Origin of the sequence: Cloacibacterium sp. Arc13 (assembly GCF_041431305.1) — a bacterium.
Classification (GTDB): Bacteria; Bacteroidota; Bacteroidia; order Flavobacteriales; family Weeksellaceae; genus Cloacibacterium; species Cloacibacterium caeni_B.
Map to the genome: position 1 here is coordinate 41,438 of NZ_JASMRM010000009.1, position 19,548 is coordinate 60,985.

Below are 19,548 nucleotides of genomic sequence, written 5' to 3' on the forward strand. Positions count from 1 at the left end.
GTTATCTACATTTATAAAAAGTGACTTTTAAAAAAGATTGGTCACAAAAGTTCAATTAACAAATTTATTAATTAACGCATAAGAACTTTGAGTTTTATAAGCATACATTTGTCATGTTTTGGAGATTTGTGATTAAAATCATATTATTATTGAACAATTATTTAAATGAAAAAGGCTCCAATAAAAATTGAAGCCTTCTTGTTAACAAAAAACTATTACTATGATTGAACTTTTGACCAAAGATTGTACCCTCCGTTTAAGTTCACGGCTCGAAAACCGTTATTTCTCATAATTCTATTCGCTAAATAACCACGCAAACCAACTTGGCAATAAATGGCATACATTTTATTCTTATCTAATTTTTCGAGATTTGCTCGTAAATCATCTACGTTAATATTAATTGCTCCTTCAATTGCTCCTCCTGAAAATTCTTTGGAAGTTCTTACATCTAAAATTACTGCATCATTTTCTTTCACAAAATCCCAAAATTCATCATAATTCAACATTTCTAAATCCCCTTTCAAAATATTTTCCGCAGCATAACCAGCAATGTTTACAGGATCTTTCGCAGAGTTAAAAGGCGGAGCATAAGTAATTTCAATTTCTGGTAAATCATAAACCGTGAGATTTCCTTTGATAGCCGTTGCAATGACATCAATTCTTTTATCAACTCCAGCTTCGCCAACAGCCTGCGCTCCGAAAATTTTACCATTTTCATCGAAAATAACTTTTAGAACTATATTTTTAGCACCAGGATAATAACCTGCGTGATGACCGCGAGTTACAATGGCAGTTTTATAAGGAATTCCGAATTTTTTCAAAGTTTTTTCATTGAGTCCAGTTGAAGCCACAGAAAGTTCGAAAAATTTCAAAATTGATGAACCCAAACTTCCTGTATATTTGTATTGATTTCCTAGAACGATATTGTCAGCTACTATTCTACCTTGTCTATTCGCTGGCCAAGCTAAAGGAATCAACACTTTTTTATTGTTGATGTAATGCGCTACTTCTATTGCGTCTCCAACTGCATAAATATCAGGATTAGAGGTTTGCATAAATTCATTCACCAAAATTCCACGAGTTTCCCCGATTTCCAAACCCGCTTCTATTGCTAATTTGGTTTCAGGTTTTACACCGATTGCAAGAATTACCGCATCTGTTTCTAAAGAAGTTCCATTGTTTAAGAATACTTCTATGGTTTCGCCTTTGTCATTAAATTTTTCTACGCCAACGTTTAACAACAATTCAAGCCCTTTTTGTTTGGCTTTTTCGTGAACGAAACTGGCAATATCAAAATCTACAGGCGCCATTACTTGATTGCCCAATTCTACCAATTTCACAGACTTTCCAGCTTCAATCAAGTTTTCGGCAACTTCCAAACCAATGAAACCACCACCTACAACTACAAAATTCTGCGCATTTTTGGTTTTTGCCACGATTTTATCCATATCTGGAATGTTTCGGAGCGTATAAATTTTATCAGAATCAATTCCTTCAAAAGGTGGTTTTATAGGTTCTGCACCTGGTGAAAGCAATAGTTTATCATAGTTTTCTAAGTAAATTTCGCCGGTTTGTAAATTTTTTACTGAAACTTTTTTATCGACTGTATAAATAGATAAAACTTCTGTAAAAACTCTTACATCTAAGTTGTATCTTTCTTTAAGAGATTCTGGTGTTTGTAATAAAAGAGCGTCTCTCTTGTCAATCGTTCCGCTGATATGATAAGGCAAACCGCAATTCGCAAAACTTACATATTGTCCTTTTTCAAAAATTATGACTTCGTTTTCTTCTGAGAGTCTTCTTAATCTGGTTGCTGCTGTTGCGCCTCCTGCAACTCCTCCTACTATTAGTATTTTCATCTATAAATCTTTAATGGATTAAAAAACTTCATTTCTAAAGTGAAACAAAATTGATACTGCAAACTTACGGTTGGTTTTCACCAATTTCGGTAACAGATGTTACAATGAAAAAGTGATTTTTGTCAAAAACAAAAATTATTAAAATTTACACTTGAAATTTTTATAACTGATTATCAACAACTTAACTAAATTAATAAAAAATATTTACTACTTTGTATTGCATAATACTAAATTTTATATATATCTTTGCATAAGAAAATCACAAAAATCATTAAAATGAAAACTTATCAACAAAATGAAAACCAATATTACACTGGTTGCAGAGCAAAACTAACTCGCGATGGAGACAATAGAAGAATCGCTGGGGTTTGTTCAGGACTTGGAAGATATTTCGGGATAGATGTCTCTTTAGTAAGAGTTGCATGGTTCTTACTGGCATTCTTCGGAATATTTTCGGCGGGAATTTCTACGTTTATGGTCGTATTCGTCTATTTTTTACTTTGGTTATTTTTACCAAAAACGAGAACGATTCACTACTTCGAAGAAAGAAAATAGTAATATATTTTTTTGCATTACTACTTTGCATTGCATATTACTAAAAAATACCTATTTTTGTTCAACAGAAAAAAATTCGTAAAATGAATGTTACAACAAATTATAAAAACCACTAATAACTAAAAAACATGAACACAGAAAATACCAAAGCGCAAATGCGAAAAGGAATTCTAGAGTTCTGTATTTTGAGCCTAATCAATAATAAAGAAATGTATGTTTCTGATTTAATAGACGAACTCAAAAAAGGAAAGCTAGATGTAGTAGAAGGAACTCTTTATCCGCTACTTACAAGATTGAAAAATGGAGAATTTCTTGCTTACAGATGGGAAGAATCTACCAGTGGACCGCCAAGAAAATACTACCAAATCACTGAAAAAGGAAAAACCTTTTTAGCAGAATTACAAAATACTTGGAATGAATTAACAGAATCTGTAAACCAAATCACCAAAACATCATAAAAACTAAACTATGAACAAAACATTATCAATAGGACTTGCTGGTTTTTCTTTCGTAATAGAAGAACACGCATACATAAAACTGAGTGACTACCTCACTGCACTGAGAAGTTCTCTAGAGGAATCAGAAGCAGACGAAATTATGCATGATATCGAAATTAGAATTGTAGAAATTCTAAAAGATAACATGGGAAAAAGAGAAGTGGTAAATGATGATGATATAGAAAAAGTAATTGCCCAAATTGGTAAACCAGAAGTAATAGAAGAACAAGAAGAAGCTTATTTCTCTGATAAAACTGCCAATAAAAAATCAAGACCTTCATTTTCTTCGGCACAGCAAAAACAACTGTTCCGTGATCCAGAAAATATGAAATTAGCAGGTGTTTGCTCTGGTCTGGCTGCTTATTTCGGGATGGATGTAACTTGGATGAGAGTGATCTGGTTTGGTGTTGCATTTTTAGGATTGTTCACCGCTGGAATCTCTACTACCCTCATCGTATTCTTATATTTAGTATTTTGGATTATCCTTCCAAAAGCAGAAACTGCAGCAGATTTCCTTAAAATGAAAGGTAAACCCTTGAATTTTGACAACTTAAAAGAAGAATCTAGCAATATCGTAAAATTTGCCAATGAATCTACTGCAAAAGTGGGTGAAATGTACAATGAAGCTAAACCTGTAGTAACTTCTGCTGGTAGTGGATTGCTAAACGTTTTAAGAGTTCTTTTTGGTGCTATTTTCGCTTTCTTAGCACTTGGAGTAATCATCTTTTTATTCTTCTTTTTCAATTTATTTGGAAATCCTGATTTTCCTGGTGTAAGCAAAATGAACTTTTTGTTTGACGATGGCGGAATGAAATATATCCTTTCTTCACTCATTGTACTCCTAACATTATTCCCAGCAGTTCTTTTCAGCTTAATCAGCATCAAATTATTATCTCCTAAAACTAAATTAAGAAACTTAGGATATGTATTGGGTGGTTTATTTTTAGCAATTGTTCTTTTAGGAACTTATTTCGGAGTAAACATGGCAAAAATAGATATGTCTTATAAAGGCGACAAAGAAGAAACCGAAAATATTTCTATCAATGTTCAGCCAACTGACAGCCTTATCATTGACAAAAAACAAGTGAATATCCCAGCGAATTATACTGCTTATGATGATGATATTTTTTCTGACAAGAAAATGGTTTTCGAAGAAGATTATCCAAACGTAGAAGTAGTAAGAAATGCTAATATTACTCAGCCTTACCTCATCATCAAAAAATATGCGGAAGGTTATAACAAACCTCTAGAACTTAATGTTCCTGTAGAAGTGGTAGGCAACAAAATTTTATTACCAAATTTCGTAAGCTATCCTTACCAATACAGATTCAGACATTACAGTGTAGATTATGAATTGGTGGTTCCTAAAGACATGAAAGTTGCAAAAGGAAACGAACATCTGAATGTAAATGGTGACCTAAATGCAAACGGAATAGATGATGACGAAGAAAATAACAACAATGAAAATGGAGATATCGTTATTGAAAAAAATAAAATAAACATCAACGGAACTACGATAGAATATGATTCTGAAAATGCTGACAGTGTAATTATCAACGGAAAAAAATATCCTAAAAAAGTCGCAGACAGCATTTTAGAAAAAGACATCAAAAATATTAACAGTCTAAAAGATTTAGAAAACTTAAAAGACCTTAATATTTCAATTAAAGATGGCGATTCTAAGATAGAAATTAACACCAAAAATAAATAGTTCTAGTTTAGTTGGGTTGCTGATGATAACAACAGAAACTTCCGCAACCCTACACTAGAAACTAAGTAGCCGAAGTGAAAGATATTTTTCAAGATTTTATAAAATTTTAACATTTAAAATATTTTAAAATTAAAAATAATTAATAACTTCGCTAAGTGAATGAAACTCACATAAAACAAACAAAAAACACTTGAAATTATGATACAATTTGTCTTAGAAATCGTGATGAAAATAATGGAGTTCATCAGCAGTCTATTTTAGAAAGATTATAATCTATAAAATAATTATATTTGCAAGTAACCTTTTTGCTAGGGTTACTTGTTTTGTTTTTTAAAGAGAAAAATATGAAATTTATTAAGAAAATTATTGCAAAGTTTATCCTTTGGGTTTGGGGTTGGAAGATTGTGTTAGAAGGTCCCGCAAGTAATTTAGACCGATGCATTTTAGTCGTAGCTCCACATACTGCCAATGATGAATACATTTTAGGAAATCTAGCTTATTGGGTTTTAGACAAGAAACTAAAAGTAATCATAAAAGATGCTCACACAAAGGCTTGGTACGGTTTTATCGTAAAAGCATTGGGCGGAGTTGGAATCGATAGAAGCCAAAGAAATGACTTGGTTAATTTTGTAAAAAATGAATTTGCAAAAGATGATTTCAGTTTAGTAATTACACCAGAAGGAACCAGAAGTCTTGTTAACAAATGGAGAAAAGGATTCTATCACATGGCAAAAGAATCAAACGTTCCTATCGTTATTGCTGCTGGAGATTTTAAAACCAAAAGTATTCATTTAGGAAAACAAATTTCAGTAGAAGACATTCAGACCAGAAGCTACGAAAGCATCATGGAAGAATTACAAGAATATTACAAAAAAATTACTCCAAAATATCCAGAAAAGTGGAATCCAAAAATCTACTAATCTAAAAGTTGAATTTTTATGATGACCAACGAAGAAAAATTAGCACAGCTCAACCTTTGGAATAAAAACACTTTAATGGAAACTTTAGAAATCGTTTTCACCGATTTAGGAGACGATTATTTGGTAGGAACTATGCCCGTAAATTCTAGAGTTCATCAGCCATTAGGTTTATTGCATGGTGGTGCTAATATTGCATTTGCAGAAAGTTTAGGCTCATGTCTTTCTAATATTTTGGTAGCTCACGAAGGAAAAGCTGCTGTAGGAACCAATATCAATTCTAATCACCTGAAAAGTAAAACCAAAGGAACCGTTACAGGAACAGCTAGAATGATTAGAAAAGGACAAACACTCCATTTTTTAGAAATAGAAATAAAAGACGAAAACGGAAGTTTACTGTGTCATTCTACGATGACGAATATGGTGATTAACCGAAAAATAGAAAAGTAATGAAAGCTATTTTCAGATTGCCTTTTGAAGAAAAATTTATCCTAATACATCATCATGAAGCTGCAAGAAATGTAGCTTCTTTTTTTCCTTTTACTAACGGGAAAGCCATTCATTTACAAGCAGAAAATCTAGAAATCTGTACTTCAGAAGAGCTCATATCTTCTTTTTTTGAGGTAGAAAATTTTCCTGAAAATAATGCTGAACTAAATATTCCTCAGCATGAGGAATATCTCCAAAAATTAGAAAAAGCGATTGAAATCATCAAGAAAAACAACTTGCCAAAACTGGTTATTTCTAGACCTATTGCTAAAGAAATTTCTTCTATCAATTTAGAAGAAACCTACCAACTACTTTGCAAAAAATACCCAAATACACTTTGTTATCTTCTCATTACTGATGAAGAAATTTGGATCGGTGCAACACCAGAAATTTTAGGAAAATTCAATAAAAAAACACATGAGTTTTTCACCATGAGTTTGGCAGGAACACTTCCCGTAGATGAAGAATGGAGCGAGAAAGAAATCGAAGAACAAAAACCTGTTACCCATTATATTTCTGAAATTTTAAAAAAATATGTCACTCTGAGCGAAGTCGAAGAGTCTGAAACATACAATCATATTTCGGGGAATATTAAGCATCTCAGAACTGATTTCACTGCAAAAATTGGAGATAATAGACTTGAAGAATTAATTGAAGAAATCCACCCTACTCCTGCAGTTTGTGGAATTCCAAAAGATTTTTGCAAAGAAAAAATTATAGAAATCGAACAATATAACCGTGAATTTTACGCAGGTTACATTAAAATAGAAACCGAGGAAGAAATTTATTACTTTGTGAATCTTAGATGTGCAAAAATTTACAAAAATCAAGTAATCGCTTTTGCAGGTGGCGGAATTACGGCACTTTCTTCGCCAGAAAAAGAATGGCGAGAAACCGAACTAAAATCTCAAGCTATTCTTCATCATTTACAATAAAAAAATCCGCTTTTAGAAGCGGATTTTTCATTAACTATTTTTCTGTGAAAGTTTTTTCCAAGTATTCATAACCAGAGTAACTAAAATTCCTATAATAGATGCGACTATAGAGAATAAGAATTTATTATTTTCTGAATGCATAAAACCTAAATTCCAGTCGATTGCATAAAGATTAACTCCTAAAAATATAATAAAAAGCACTAAAAAAACTTTGTAAAACGTTGTCATTGGTATGAGATTTATGATTTAATATTGATAATTTTAAAAATTTACATAAGTAGAAAATAACTGCGCAAAGTTAGCGGTAAATAATTTAATAGAAATCGCTAAAAGGATAATTCCAAAAACTTTTTTGAAAATCATCAGCGTAGCATCTCCTATTTTTTCTTCTAAGAAATTGGCAGATTTTAGAACGATGTAAACCAAAATGGTATTGAGCAAAATCCCTAAAATTATATTCACTACATGAAATTCTGCACGAAGTGATAAGGTAGTCGTCAATGTTCCAGCTCCTGCTACTAAAGGAAAAGCGATTGGAACGATAGAAGCTGCCTTCACGTTTTCCACTTTGTGAATTTCTATTCCCAAAATCATTTCCAAAGCAATAATAAAAATAACCAAAGCTCCCGCAATCGCAAACGAATTCACGTCTATCCCGATGAATTTTAGCATTTCTTTTCCCACAAAAAGAAAAACAATCATCAATGCTCCAGAAACAATCGATGCTCTTTCTGCATCAATATGCCCGAATTGCTTTCTAAGAGAAACAATAATAGGAACCGAACCTAAAATATCAATTACTGCAAACAAAACCATAAAACAAGTCAAGGTTTCTTTAAAAGAAAACGATTCTAACATAGTGTGATTTTTTTATTATTTTCACAAAAGTATGAAATACTTTTATTATTCCATAATTTCAGAAAACATCGCAGTTATAGAGTTGTAAAGCTCTTCTAAATGTGAGTCGTCATGAATAGGCGAGTATTTTTCTATTGAAATTTGTTGCTCTAAATTTCTGAAATCTTCGGTGAACTGAGAACCTTTGTAATTTTCTAAAAAAGCTTTCAATCCCATTCCAAATTTTTGCTGAATATGCTGTTCTGCATCTTGTTGCAACTCTTCATAAGTAGCAAAAAATGCTGAATAGTCTCTGTTAGACAAAAGCGTTTTCATATATTCTAAATTCGCTTCAAAGCCTGGTTTTAGAAGATTTTTAATTTTTTCTTCTTCTTCTCTAATTGTAGTTATTGGTTTATTTTCAACAGTAACCAAAGCTTTTTTCTTTGGTCTAATCCACAAGAAGAAAAGGAAAGTTCCCATTACAAGCACTGCCAAACCAGAAAATAAATTTTTAAAATTAAAACGGTAAGACTGTGTATGTTTTTCTTTTTCGATAACAGGTAAAGGAACGCTATTTAAAACATTAGCAGTATAATCATCCACAATATCAATAGTTGATTTCTGCGCTGCAATTTGAGCTGAATTTAGGACATTCAACACAATACTTTTCACACCCAAATCAATGTACTGATTCAGTTCTGGATTGAAAAACGAAAATGGTTCAGTAGAAATATTGATTTTCCCTTCATGCTTAGGAATCACCACATATTTTGCAGTAATTGAACCTTTCACTCCTTCTTTATTGGTAGATAATTTGCTTATAATCTGAGGTTTGAAAAAAGTATAATCTTTAGATTCTATTAATTTCGGCAATTTATCTTCGTCTAAATTTCCTAAACCTGAAATTTTCACCAAAACGTCAATCGGTTTGTTTACTTCCAGAGGTTCTGTTTTTGGAATTTCTTTAATGGAAACATGAAATTTCCCTACCGCATTTTTAAAATTCTCTGGAGAATCTTTCGGCAAAGTTTTTACATTAATTTTAACCTTATTCGAAACAATTTTACTGATTTCTGGAGTTTTCACCATTGCCGAAACTGGCTCTATTTCTACATTACCCGCTTCTTCTGGAAAAATAATAAACATAGCAATCACTTGCGAAGCCATTTCGCCATTTACATTTTCTATGTCTTGTTTTTTGTAACTGATAGGCTTAATTCTCGCGTTATTCTGTTGCGGAAATTTTATATTTTCTAACTTTCTGAAGTTATCATAATTCTTGCTATAAGCTCTCAAAACCGCTACAGTTGGCTGATTTTCATAAACCTCCTTGTCTTGAACTTCTACATTCAGATACACATCTTTAGAAAGATATTCGGTTTCAGCTCGTGACGTTTCTTTCACCAAAATATCAAAAGGTTCTGATTTATAAATTTTACCATTTACGGTAAGTAAAGCCGAGCCGATTTTTACTTTTCCCGTAACTTTTGGCTGAAGATATAATTGATAAATGATTTGGTTTACTCTAATTCCCCTTTTTTGGTCAATGAAAGTATTTTGTTCGGAAGCACTTCCTACAATATCGAATTTTGATAAATCAGGAAGACGAAGCGGACTTTGCTGTTCCATGTTTTCGCCTACCACTTCTTGTACAATGGTGAGAACAACGGGTTCATTTTGCTTCGGTTCTTTGGTATTGACATCAGTCAAAACGGTAACTTGTCCGTAAGAAATTGCAGACATTACAAAAAATAATATGTTGAGAATTTTTTGCATTAATTACCAGTCTTTTGTATTGCTTTCTGGTGAATAGTAACCATTTTTATTGAGTAATTTTTTGGCGGTTTCTCTTTCTTGATTTGCACTTCTTTGCAGAATTAATTTTTGCAAATCTTTAGGGATTTTATTTGGGTCATTAGGATCTTGCGGTTCGTTTTTCTGGTTTTGCTTTTCCGCTCCTTGATTTCCTTTTCCTTTATTTTGATCGCCTATATTACCGTTCGGTTGATTTTTGGTATTGTTATTTTTATTTTCTTGATTTTGGTCTCCTTGCTGATTTTGATTATTATCTTGGTTTTTATTTTGCTTATTTTGTTGATTTTGCTGTTGGTTTTGTTGATTTTGTTTATTGTCTTTTTGCTTTTGCTTCTTCTTTGCAATTTGTAAATTTTTTAAAATCGCTTCATTATCTGGATCGAATTTCAAAGCATTCTTATAAGCATTAACTGCTTTTTCGCCATCACCATTTTGAAGATGAGCATTTCCTTCGTTGTAATAAGAAGCAGCTTTTTCATCTTTATTATTGGTGTTTTTTTGAGCTTTTTGATATTCGGCAATCGCTTCGTCGTACTTTTTTATTTTATACAAAGAATTGCCCAAATTATAATGCGCACCAAAATCTTTTTCATTTTTTTTCACCGCTTCCGAAAATGTGGAAGTAGCTTCGCCATACTTTTGTTTGTCGAAGCTTCGGTTTCCTCTGAAGATTAAGGTGTTTAAACTTTCTTGGGCCTTAACGGCAATTAGACCAAGAAAAAATAAGCTAATATGTACAAAAAACTTTCTCAACATTTGTTGGTACAAAAATATCGCTTTAATTGTTAAAATTAAATCCTAGATATGTTAAATAATTGATAAAAAAGTAGTTTTTTGAAACTAAAATTCAAGGTTTTGCGTTTTCTAAAGTTTTCATTTTTAAAAATTGAAATCTTTTTTAGGATTAAAAAGAAAAATAATCACAAATATAAAAAGCGAAATGCCTAAAAACCACTGGTAATAATGCACCGCAGATTGCGTATTTACCAGTGTTTCCGAAGCTCCTTTCTGGTTTCTGAGTTGCAAAACAATTTTATTGACTGCTGCTTCCATATCATTTCCGTCTACATATTCTCCGTTGGTATCAAAAGCGAGAGACATCAATGCTTCTGTTTGTCTTTTGGTAATAATCGTTTCGCCGAGAATATCGGTTTTATAGCCCATTAATTGCCCAAATTCATAAATAGGAATTGGCGCTCCATCATCTTTTCCTATTCCTACGGAATTGATGGTTATTCCTTGTCTCAATGCTTCATCTATCGCCGCTTTGTCATTTCCTTCATTGTCTTCGCCATCGCTAATTAATACGATTTTTCTAGCACCTTTTGGAACATTTTTAAATTTTTCTGTAGCTACTTCTATTGCTTTTAGAAAATCTGTCCCTTGTTTCCCAATCGTAGTGGTTTCTATCGCTCCAATATACGTTTCGGCGGCAGAATAATCTGTAGTCAAAGGCATTATAGATTGTGCATCTCCTGCAAAAACTACGATTCCTACTTTATCATCACCCAAATTTTGTATGGTATTGATCAAAATATTTTTGGCTTGTTCTAATCTAGAAGGTTGCACATCTTGCGCATTCATAGAGTTAGAAACATCTAGCAAAAAAATTACAGAATTCACTTTTTGTTGGATTTTCATCTCTTCTTTTCCTCCCAGAAAATCTACCATTGCTAAAATCAAAAACACAAAACCCAACAAATATAAAACTGGAAAAAATTTAGAAAATTGATGATTTTTCGGAAACAAATCTTCTTGAAATTGAGTTTCAGCAAAAATATTTCTCCTTTCAGATTTCCATTTTTTGAAACCAAAAAGAAGCCACGCTATTACTGGCAAAAGCAATAACAACAATAAATACCAAATATTTCCTAGAGTAAAATCCATTTCTATTTTTAATTAAAAATTCTGAAAATTCTCCATCGTAAAACTGCATCTATCAATAAAAACGCCAAGGCAATCCAAAGAAAAACCCTGAAATATTCTTCGTAATTGTAAATTTTATTGGTTTTAATTTTCGATTTTTCTAAAGAATTAATCTCGTTATATACATTTTCTAAACTCGTATTAGAAGTGGCTCTGTAATATTTTCCACCTGTTAAAGTCGCAATTTCAGAAAGCGTAGCTTCATCAATTTGCACTTCTTGTTCGAAAAATTGTATTCCAAAAGATGTAATCTGCGGAAATAGCGCAAAACCATTCGTTCCGATTCCTATCGTGTACACTTTAATTCCGTAGGATTTTGCCAATTCACCTGCAAACTGTGGTGGCATCGCATTCGGAACCGTATTTACACCATCAGTCATTAAAATAATGATTTTAGATTTCGATTTACTGTCTTTCAAATGATTTACCGCTACAGAAAGTCCTTCTCCAATTGCTGTTCCTGTAAGTTCTTCACTCGGACTCATGTCTCTAATTTCATCTAAAACCACTTGATGGTCAGAAGTGAGCGGAACTTTTGTAATTCCTTCTCCCCAATATTCCACAATTCCTATTCTATCGCCTTCCCTTTTTTTGACAAAATCCGTTGCTATTTTTTTCAAAGCTGTAATTCTATCAGGCTCTAAATCTTTGGCCAACATACTTGGCGAAATGTCAATCGCTAAGAAAATATCAATCCCTTTGGTTTCGTCTCTATCGCTAAAAATGGTGTAAGTTCTAGGTCTTGCCAAAGCAATAATCAGCGCAGAAAGAATGATGTATTTAGAAAATTGTAAAAATTTTTGAACCCAAGAAAAACTTCCTGCTATAGACATATTTTCGGTAGTAGGAACATTGATTCCCGAATTTTTCTTCTTGCTAAAATCCCTTATCAAAAGTGGAATAAAAAGCAAAAAGAGCAATAAAAAATATGGACTATCTATCTCAAAATTCATCTTAATGCACTTCTCTTAAATGTTCTGCTTCAATATCTGTAACCGAACGCTCTACAAATTCATAAATCTCTAAAAAATCACGCTCCATTAATTCTTGATTTGGAAGGATTTTGGCAAATTTCACCAAATCTCCTCTCAGAAAAACCTCTTCCACTATTTTTTCATTCTCAGGCGAAATTTTATTGGTATGTTTCATCACATCGATTAAATCATCGGTCAGTAAAACATCTGCAGGAATATGATACTGTTTTACCAAAAACGCTCTGGTTATGTCTATCAATTCTACATAAAACATTCTGTAATTGCCTTTTTCTGCGTATTTTTTCTTTTCTAGATTTTTCAGATCCTGTAATGTTTTATGAATTGGACTTTTCTCTTTTCCAGAATTTCTGAAAACGCCATTTTTAAAGAAACTTAAAAATAAAAATAGGGAAGTAAAAATCACCAAACCTCCTAAAATATACCATTTATACATTTCCCAATAATCACTGAAACCCAAATCAACTTGCTTATTGTTCATAATATCGTTGATTTGATCATCTGCATTCACAGGATTATAAACCGTAATTTCGTAAGGAATCGTTTTGATGGTTTCTGCTCCATTTATCGAAAACTCCAGTTCTGGAATGGTAAATTTCCCTTCTTCAAAAACCTGAAAATCAATAGTTCTGGTGTATTGATCGTATGTTTTATTGATTTCGTCTTTGGTTTCTTCTAAGTGAAAAGGCAAGAGTTCATTTTTAGGTTTAGAAATCACATCTTTTCCTTCTAAACCATTGATGGTTACTCGAAAAGTTGCTTTTTCGCCAAGCGCAATTTTTTCTTTAGACAAATTAGAAGAAAGCGTCTGCGCAGAAAAACATTGAGCAACAAAAACAAACAACAAAGCCAATTTTTTAATCACTCCAAAAGCAACAAAAGGCCATTTGAACCTTTTTAGATTTGGCGAAACATTATCGAGTTGTCTGTCTATATATTGATTGAAAATTTTTAAAAAATTTTTCTTCATTAATTGCTATTTTCTATTTTTTCTGAAAATAATTATACAAAATTTTGGTATAATCTTCCTCTGCTTTTACTTCTACAAAACTTGCAGAACTTTTCTCAAAAGCTTCTCTCAGATGTCTTATTTTTTGTTTCTGAGCTTCTGCATAATTGTAACGACATCTTTGGTTAGACGTATTTACCCAAATTTGTTTTCCTGTTTCTATATCTCTAAAAAAAGCATAACCTACATCTGGAATTTCATTGTCTTTTTCGTCAAAAACTCTCAAACCTAGTAATTGATGTTTTTTGGAAGCGATTTTCAATAATTTCTCGTCAAATTCATCTGCAAAATCAGAAAAAAGAAACGCTAGAGATTTCTTTTTGAATACATGCATCATGTATTCTAAAGCCGCATCTATATTGGTTTCTGCCTGTACATAATCTGCGGTCAAAATCGTAGAAATTATCGCTAAAATATGTTTTCTGCCTTTTTGTGGCGGAATTACTTTATACACTTTATCCGCAAACAAAATAAGTCCCACTTTATCATTATTTCCTGCCGCCGAAAATCCTAAACTTGCCGAAATTTCTGCCACCAATTCTCGTTTCAGTTGAATTTTTGTTCCATAATTCATAGATGCAGAAATATCTACTAAAATCATCATGGTGAGTTCACGTTCTTCTTCCATCACCTTTACATAAGGTTCTTTGAAACGTGCGGTTTTGTTCCAATCAATTCTGCGAATATCATCTCCAAATTGATACGGACGAACTTCTGCAAAAGCCATTCCTTGACCTTTAAAAGCACTGTGATATTGCCCCATCAAAGTATTTTCCGTTCTCTTTCGAGTACGGATTTCTATTTGTTTTACTTTTTTGACGATATCTTTTATTTGCACTTTAACATTCATTTAAAACATCAAAAACATTAATAGTGATTAATTTTCTAAAACCTTCACTATAATTTTCTGGAGTTAATATAACTTCTTTGTTTAAAATTTTTGAAATTGATTTTAAATATTCTATTATTAAATTATGTTGCTCAATAGTTTTAACTTCTTCTGGAAAGAAATCATTTTCAATTTCATCAATTGAGAAAAAATAACATTTCAATAAAACTTCTCCAACTAAAAATTCTGCACTTATTGAATTTTCATAATTGTTCCAATATTTTGAGACTTCATAAAAATTAATTTTAGACTCAATTTTCTTATTTCCCTGATTATCAAAATATTCAAATTTCACCTGATAATTTTCGTTAATAAAATCAATCCATTTCTTCCAATCTTCAATTGTGGAATCAAGTACATAGATATCTCTTAAAGAACCATCAGAATAATAAATGTCCGTTTTGATTTTTTCCCAAATCATAATTCAACGTTAAGGAGCAGAAACTTTTCCTAAAATTTTATCTACAATTGCGTCTGCATCTACATCTTCTGCTTCCGCTTCGAAACTTAAACCAATTCTGTGACGAAGAACATCTTTTGCAATCGCTTTTACATCTTCAGGAATTACAAAAGCTCTACCTTTCAAGAAAGCATAAGCTCGGGAAGCAATCGCTAAATTGATAGAAGCTCTTGGAGAAGCACCGAAACTGATGTAATTTTTCAGTTCAGAAAGTCCATATTTCTCTGGAAATCTGGTTGCAAAAACCATATCGAGAATATATTTTTCTATTTTTTCGTCTAGATAAATTTGATTAATGATTTTCTTGGCTTCCACAATTTGCTCCAAAGAAATCACAGGTTTTATTTGAGGAATATCCGAAGTAGAAACCATTCTCATGACTTGCCTTTCTTCTTCAAATTCTGGATAATCAATTTTGCATTTCAGCATAAAACGGTCAGTTTGTGCTTCCGGTAAAAGATAAGTTCCTTCTTGGTCAATTGGATTTTGGGTCGCTAAAACCAAAAATGGTGTTGGCAATTTCATGGTTTCATCACCAATGGTAACTTGTTTTTCTTGCATTACTTCCAAAAGTGCAGATTGCACTTTTGCAGGAGCACGGTTGATTTCATCCGCCAAAACAAAATTTGCAAAAACAGGACCTTTTTTGATGGAAAAATCGTTTTCTTTCACATTATAAATCTGCGTACCGATAACGTCTGCAGGCAATAAATCTGGCGTAAACTGAATTCTAGAAAACGCTCCATGAACTGCTTCTGAAAGGGTTTTAATGGCTAATGTTTTTGCCAAACCAGGAACACCTTCCAGCAAAACGTGACCATTTCCCAATAGACCAATCAAAAGTCTATCTACCATGTATTCTTGTCCGATAATTGCTCTGTTAATTTCCTTTTTCAAATGTGAAAAGTAAACGTTCTGTTCTTTTACTTTTTCGGTGAGTTGTTTAATATCTTCGGCTTGATTAAGTTCTTGCATAATTTTTTGAAAAATTAGACTGTAAATTTCACGATTTTCAAGGAATTGGCAACACAATTAATGCCAAATTTTGGTTAAAGTTTGTTAAAAAAAGTTGGAAGTAGGAAGTCAGAAGTCAGAAGTTAAAAAATTGACATATTTTTTTCGTACAAAAACAGTCATCAAAACATTGATTTTCAACATATTAAAACAACAAAAAAACTTTAAGAATATTTTATAAAAAACTTCCATCATCCATCTTCCATCTTCCGTTCAATTTCAGTATTTTTGGAGATTAAAATCAATTTTAAATGAATACTCATTTTCAAAATCATAGAGCAGTAAGAAAAAACCTTCTGAATATTTTGCAAAATACGTCTCACAAAGACTTGTTGACCATTCCAGATGGTTTTAACAATAATATTTATTGGAATATTGCACATTGCGTAGCTACTCAGCAACTTTTGTGTTATTATTTAAGCGGAAATCCATTTAGAATAGACAAATATTGGGTAGATACTTACAAAAAAGGCACTCTTCCTAATCTGGATGTTTCTGAATCTGAAGTGGAAGATTTAGGTTTCCTACTTATCGAAACTTCTAAAATTCTGATGAAAGATTATGACGATGATTTTTTTCCAGATTACACCGCTTATTCTACAAGTTTTGGAATTGATTTAAAAAATATTCAAGATGCAATCATTTTCAACAATATGCACGAAAGTTTACATTTTGGATACGCAATGGCTCAAAAACGTGCTTTAGCTGGAGAACAGTTTTAGGTTAAGGTTAAGGTAAAGGCAAAATTTAAATCTTGCTCTGTAAGAGCAAAAGGTTTGTAGAATACAATAGAAAAATACCATTTTGAGTTCCGTAGGAACGACACAAATAGAATTAAAATTTAAAAATCAAAAAATTGGGAGAATTTAATAAAAAATATAACTCAGGCGAGAGAAGAAGTTTTGGTTCAAAAAATTTCGATAGAAAACCTCGTTTTGACAATAGAAACTCGGAACACGAATCTAAAAACGAAAAAGAAGATTTCATTTTCGGTTTGAGACCTGTAATGGAAGCGATAGAAGCTGGAAAAACCATCGACAAAATTTTTGTACAAGGTGGTTTGCAAGGTGAGATTTATTCAGAATTAAAAAAATTACTGAAAAAATACAACATCAGACCCAACACGGTTCCAATTGAAAAACTGAATCGTTTTACGAGAAAAAATCACCAAGGTGTAGTAGCATTTATCTCAGAAATTCCGTTTTATAAAATCGAGGATTTGTTGCCACAGATTTTTGAAGAAGGAAAAGTTCCGTTTTTATTGATTTTGGATAGATTGACAGATGTTAGAAATTTCGGAGCGATTGCCAGAACTGCAGAATGTGTAGGAATAGACGCAATTGTAATTCCAGACAAAGGAGCTGCTCCTATCAATTCTGACGCCATTAAAACTTCGGCGGGAGCGCTTTACAATGTAAAAATCTGCAAAGAAAATAATTTGGCTCACGTTGTAGATTTTCTTCAGCAATCGGGAGTTACCGTTTTTGCAGCCACTGAAAAGGCAGAAAAAATGATTTATGACGCTCATTTTTCTGAACCTTGCGCTATCGTAATGGGAAATGAAGAAACAGGAATTTCTAAAGAAGTAATGCATCACGCTGATGAAAAAATAAAATTGCCAATCACTGGAAAAACACAATCTTTGAACGTTTCTGTAGCTTGTGGTGCAATTCTTTATGAAGCAGTGAGACAGAAAATGGTGGGAGAATTATAGAGTTGGAGAAATAAAAAATTAAAAATGAAGAATTTATTTAAACAATATTTCAATAATTGGTATTTGCCTATAATTATTGCAACTATTGTAATAATTCTCAGCTATTTAATTCTTTCTTTTTTCACAAAAACGTCATTTTACATTTCTATTGGCTTAATGTATTTTTCTTTTTTTCTTTTTGTAGTTTCAATCATCTTAGGATTAATTAAAATTTTCAAAAAGAACTATCTAAAGGGAATTTTACAAACTATAATTTCTGTTGCCATTCTAATTATTTCAATTGGATATTTGAGCTTCTTTTTCATGTTTTATCCAAATGATTATTTTGCTGATGATTTAGAAATTCCTACTAACATAAAAATAAACACGCCTTCAAAAATGTCTTTGAATGAAGAAAAGATAACAAACCAAAAAATTCAATTTGATTTGATAGATTCTTTTCAGCCAGGTCTCTATGAATATAATTTCACCACAAAAAATATTGATAGTGGTTATGTTTATTTAAAAGCATTTGAAATTACAAAAAACACAAGATTATCTGAAGAAGAACTAAATAATGACAGCAAAGTTTTTGTTTACAACAATTCTGATAGTTTAAAAACGTTTTCTACAAAAAGGCATTTTACAATTTATGAAGGAGATTGGGAAAAACCTTATGCAGCTAAATTTGAGCTGTGGTATAAAAATAGTAAAACAGGAAAGGAAAAGAAAATTTTAGAAAAAAATTATAAAATTGAAGGTTGGCAAAGGTAAAATACAAGTTTTGTAATAATTGTAACTCTAAAACGACGTATCAAAGACTACCTAAAAACAAAAAAAGTGAATAAAAAGGCAAGATTCTTGCTTCAAATGATACAAAATAATTAAAATCAATGAAAAAAATTACAGCAATTGCGCTGCTTTCAATAGCAATCGTTTCTTGTCAAAAAGAAACAAAAACCGTAACCAAAGTTGACCCAAAAACTGGAAAAACCATCACCGTAGAAGTTCCTGTGGAAGATAAAGAAACGGCAAAATTAGAAAATCCTGCCATCAAAGATTCTCTAGGTGTTTACCACGCAACTTTTAAATTAGAAAAAGGAAAAACGTATCCTTTCAGCACTTACCAAAGAGATGTGCAAACGCTTTCTGACGGGAAACAAAACATTTCTGGAACGAATGAATCTACAGACGAAATGACGTTTACCGTAGATAATATCGATGCAAAAGGAAACTACGAAATTTCTATGACGCTGGTTGGGAAAAGAATGTCTGCAACTTCTCAAGGAAAAACCCAAGCGATAGATACGAAAGGAAACGCTCCTGAAGATGCTCAACAAAAATTTATGTGGGCGGTACAAAAAGCACAAACAGGTAATAAATTAAAAATTACCATGGACAAAAATGGGAAAATTCTTTCGATTACAGGTTTTGAACCTATTTATAAAAAAACCAATGATGCGGCTGCTTCGGTGATTAAAGATGCTGCTCAACTTAAAAATTTCATGGAAGGATTTAAATTGAGTTTCAACGAGAAATTTTTAAAAGAACAATTTGGAAAAAACCTAAATATTCTTCCAGCAAAAGGCGTAAAATTAGGCGGAACATGGACACAGTCTGACAATGTAACTCCAGATGGAAGTGTAAAAATAAATACCACTTATACTCTAGCAAAAGTAGAAGACGGAATTGCAGAAATCACTGTAAAAGGTGGAATTCCTAGAAAAGCAAAAACACAATCTAAAAACGGAATGACGCATTCTGTAAGCATAGAAGGGAATCAAACAGGAACCATAAAAATAGACGCCAACTCTGGTTGGATTCTAGGCTCTAAAATCCAAATGAACACTACGGAAAAAGAAAGTTTGAGCGACGGAAAACAATCGCAAAGCATGTCTAAAAAGACCAACTCTTTAGTTACAATCAATCCTAGTTATAAATTTTAAA

General features: G+C 32.0%; 20 protein-coding genes. 10 read left to right on the forward strand and 10 right to left on the reverse strand.

The features are described 5' to 3' along the window. Positions 1-218: 218 nt before the first annotated feature. On the reverse strand, positions 219-1,859 hold the full coding sequence (locus QO190_RS08240) for an FAD-dependent oxidoreductase (protein WP_371462467.1): 1,641 nt from the start codon (positions 1,857-1,859) through the stop codon (positions 219-221). A 276-nt stretch (positions 1,860-2,135) separates the two neighbouring features. Here QO190_RS08240 and QO190_RS08245 point away from each other — a divergent pair, with 276 nt between their 5' ends. The 6 genes from QO190_RS08245 to QO190_RS08270 all read left to right on the forward strand — a co-directional run bounded on the left by QO190_RS08245 (position 2,136) and on the right by QO190_RS08270 (position 6,963). Beyond that, positions 2,136-2,414: a PspC domain-containing protein gene (locus tag QO190_RS08245; RefSeq protein ID WP_371462465.1), complete on the forward strand. Its 279-nt coding sequence runs from the start codon at positions 2,136-2,138 to the stop codon at positions 2,412-2,414. Positions 2,415-2,542: 128 nt separating this feature from the next. Next, entirely contained in the window at positions 2,543-2,872 is a 330-nt protein-coding gene (locus QO190_RS08250; protein ID WP_069797022.1) for a PadR family transcriptional regulator, read from the forward strand. A gap of 10 nt (positions 2,873-2,882) precedes the next feature. Continuing rightward, positions 2,883-4,622 (forward strand): PspC domain-containing protein, encoded by a 1,740-nt coding sequence (locus QO190_RS08255; RefSeq protein ID WP_371462462.1) that lies wholly within the window; start codon positions 2,883-2,885, stop codon positions 4,620-4,622. 353 nt (positions 4,623-4,975) lie between these two features. Further along, positions 4,976-5,542: a 1-acyl-sn-glycerol-3-phosphate acyltransferase gene (locus QO190_RS08260; protein ID WP_371462541.1), complete on the forward strand. Its 567-nt coding sequence runs from the start codon at positions 4,976-4,978 to the stop codon at positions 5,540-5,542. 21 nt (positions 5,543-5,563) lie between these two features. Beyond that, positions 5,564-5,989 carry a PaaI family thioesterase gene (locus QO190_RS08265; protein ID WP_371462539.1) on the forward strand — a complete coding sequence of 142 codons (426 nt, stop codon included), beginning with the start codon at positions 5,564-5,566 and terminating at the stop codon, positions 5,987-5,989. Next, a complete protein-coding gene (locus QO190_RS08270) occupies positions 5,989-6,963 on the forward strand; it encodes a chorismate-binding protein (RefSeq protein ID WP_371462461.1) in 975 nt (324 codons plus the stop codon). Before QO190_RS08265 ends, QO190_RS08270 begins: the two co-directional genes overlap by 1 nt. Positions 6,964-7,224: 261 nt before the next feature. On the opposite strand, the gene QO190_RS08275 is transcribed toward QO190_RS08270, so the two are convergent. From QO190_RS08275 to QO190_RS08315, 9 genes are all read right to left on the reverse strand, one after another. After that, positions 7,225-7,821 (reverse strand): MarC family protein, encoded by a 597-nt coding sequence (locus tag QO190_RS08275; RefSeq protein ID WP_371462458.1) that lies wholly within the window; start codon positions 7,819-7,821, stop codon positions 7,225-7,227. Between the two features lie 45 nt (positions 7,822-7,866). After that, positions 7,867-9,579, reverse strand: coding sequence for a BatD family protein (locus tag QO190_RS08280; RefSeq protein WP_371462456.1), 1,713 nt, complete (start codon positions 9,577-9,579; stop codon positions 7,867-7,869). A gap of 3 nt (positions 9,580-9,582) precedes the next feature. After that, positions 9,583-10,374 carry a tetratricopeptide repeat protein gene (locus QO190_RS08285; protein ID WP_371462454.1) on the reverse strand — a complete coding sequence of 264 codons (792 nt, stop codon included), beginning with the start codon at positions 10,372-10,374 and terminating at the stop codon, positions 9,583-9,585. A gap of 123 nt (positions 10,375-10,497) precedes the next feature. Further along, complete coding sequence (locus tag QO190_RS08290) at positions 10,498-11,505, reverse strand: VWA domain-containing protein (RefSeq protein ID WP_371462452.1); 1,008 nt, start codon at positions 11,503-11,505, stop codon at positions 10,498-10,500. Between the two features lie 8 nt (positions 11,506-11,513). Next, a complete protein-coding gene (locus QO190_RS08295; RefSeq protein ID WP_371462450.1) occupies positions 11,514-12,497 on the reverse strand; it encodes a VWA domain-containing protein in 984 nt (327 codons plus the stop codon). A gap of 1 nt (position 12,498) precedes the next feature. After that, entirely contained in the window at positions 12,499-13,506 is a 1,008-nt protein-coding gene (locus QO190_RS08300) for a BatD family protein (protein WP_371462447.1), read from the reverse strand. A 13-nt stretch (positions 13,507-13,519) separates the two neighbouring features. After that, a complete protein-coding gene (locus QO190_RS08305; protein ID WP_371462445.1) occupies positions 13,520-14,383 on the reverse strand; it encodes a DUF58 domain-containing protein in 864 nt (287 codons plus the stop codon). Between the two features lies 1 nt (position 14,384). After that, the gene (locus QO190_RS08310; protein ID WP_371462442.1) at positions 14,385-14,855 is read right to left on the reverse strand and encodes a hypothetical protein; all 471 of its coding nucleotides are present in this window, start codon (positions 14,853-14,855) and stop codon (positions 14,385-14,387) included. A gap of 9 nt (positions 14,856-14,864) precedes the next feature. Then, on the reverse strand, positions 14,865-15,869 hold the full coding sequence (locus QO190_RS08315; RefSeq protein WP_371462439.1) for an AAA family ATPase: 1,005 nt from the start codon (positions 15,867-15,869) through the stop codon (positions 14,865-14,867). A gap of 290 nt (positions 15,870-16,159) precedes the next feature. On the opposite strand from QO190_RS08315, the gene QO190_RS08320 reads away from it, so the two are divergent. The 4 genes from QO190_RS08320 (at position 16,160) to QO190_RS08335 (ending at position 19,547) form a co-directional block, all read left to right on the forward strand. Next, positions 16,160-16,630 carry a DinB family protein gene (locus tag QO190_RS08320; protein ID WP_069797034.1) on the forward strand — a complete coding sequence of 157 codons (471 nt, stop codon included), beginning with the start codon at positions 16,160-16,162 and terminating at the stop codon, positions 16,628-16,630. Positions 16,631-16,893: 263 nt separating this feature from the next. Further along, the gene (rlmB, locus tag QO190_RS08325; RefSeq protein ID WP_371462537.1) at positions 16,894-17,622 is read left to right on the forward strand and encodes a 23S rRNA (guanosine(2251)-2'-O)-methyltransferase RlmB; all 729 of its coding nucleotides are present in this window, start codon (positions 16,894-16,896) and stop codon (positions 17,620-17,622) included. A gap of 24 nt (positions 17,623-17,646) precedes the next feature. Beyond that, on the forward strand, positions 17,647-18,375 hold the full coding sequence (locus QO190_RS08330) for a hypothetical protein (RefSeq protein ID WP_371462436.1): 729 nt from the start codon (positions 17,647-17,649) through the stop codon (positions 18,373-18,375). 119 nt (positions 18,376-18,494) lie between these two features. Further along, positions 18,495-19,547 carry a DUF6263 family protein gene (locus QO190_RS08335; protein WP_371462434.1) on the forward strand — a complete coding sequence of 351 codons (1,053 nt, stop codon included), beginning with the start codon at positions 18,495-18,497 and terminating at the stop codon, positions 19,545-19,547. Position 19,548: the final 1 nt, after the last annotated feature.

Coding starts and splice junctions, on each gene's coding strand:
- QO190_RS08240 (WP_371462467.1), bottom strand. CDS start 1,859: ATGAAAATACTAATAGTAGGAGGAGTTGCAGGAGGCGCAACAGCAGCA.
- QO190_RS08245 (WP_371462465.1), top strand. CDS start 2,136: ATGAAAACTTATCAACAAAATGAAAACCAATATTACACTGGTTGCAGA.
- QO190_RS08250 (WP_069797022.1), top strand. CDS start 2,543: ATGAACACAGAAAATACCAAAGCGCAAATGCGAAAAGGAATTCTAGAG.
- QO190_RS08255 (WP_371462462.1), top strand. CDS start 2,883: ATGAACAAAACATTATCAATAGGACTTGCTGGTTTTTCTTTCGTAATA.
- QO190_RS08265 (WP_371462539.1), top strand. CDS start 5,564: ATGACCAACGAAGAAAAATTAGCACAGCTCAACCTTTGGAATAAAAAC.
- QO190_RS08270 (WP_371462461.1), top strand. CDS start 5,989: ATGAAAGCTATTTTCAGATTGCCTTTTGAAGAAAAATTTATCCTAATA.
- QO190_RS08275 (WP_371462458.1), bottom strand. CDS start 7,821: ATGTTAGAATCGTTTTCTTTTAAAGAAACCTTGACTTGTTTTATGGTT.
- QO190_RS08280 (WP_371462456.1), bottom strand. CDS start 9,579: ATGCAAAAAATTCTCAACATATTATTTTTTGTAATGTCTGCAATTTCT.
- QO190_RS08285 (WP_371462454.1), bottom strand. CDS start 10,374: ATGTTGAGAAAGTTTTTTGTACATATTAGCTTATTTTTTCTTGGTCTA.
- QO190_RS08290 (WP_371462452.1), bottom strand. CDS start 11,505: ATGGATTTTACTCTAGGAAATATTTGGTATTTATTGTTGTTATTGCTT.
- QO190_RS08295 (WP_371462450.1), bottom strand. CDS start 12,497: ATGAATTTTGAGATAGATAGTCCATATTTTTTATTGCTCTTTTTGCTT.
- QO190_RS08300 (WP_371462447.1), bottom strand. CDS start 13,506: ATGAAGAAAAATTTTTTAAAAATTTTCAATCAATATATAGACAGACAA.
- QO190_RS08310 (WP_371462442.1), bottom strand. CDS start 14,855: ATGATTTGGGAAAAAATCAAAACGGACATTTATTATTCTGATGGTTCT.
- QO190_RS08315 (WP_371462439.1), bottom strand. CDS start 15,869: ATGCAAGAACTTAATCAAGCCGAAGATATTAAACAACTCACCGAAAAA.
- QO190_RS08320 (WP_069797034.1), top strand. CDS start 16,160: ATGAATACTCATTTTCAAAATCATAGAGCAGTAAGAAAAAACCTTCTG.
- QO190_RS08330 (WP_371462436.1), top strand. CDS start 17,647: ATGAAGAATTTATTTAAACAATATTTCAATAATTGGTATTTGCCTATA.
- QO190_RS08335 (WP_371462434.1), top strand. CDS start 18,495: ATGAAAAAAATTACAGCAATTGCGCTGCTTTCAATAGCAATCGTTTCT.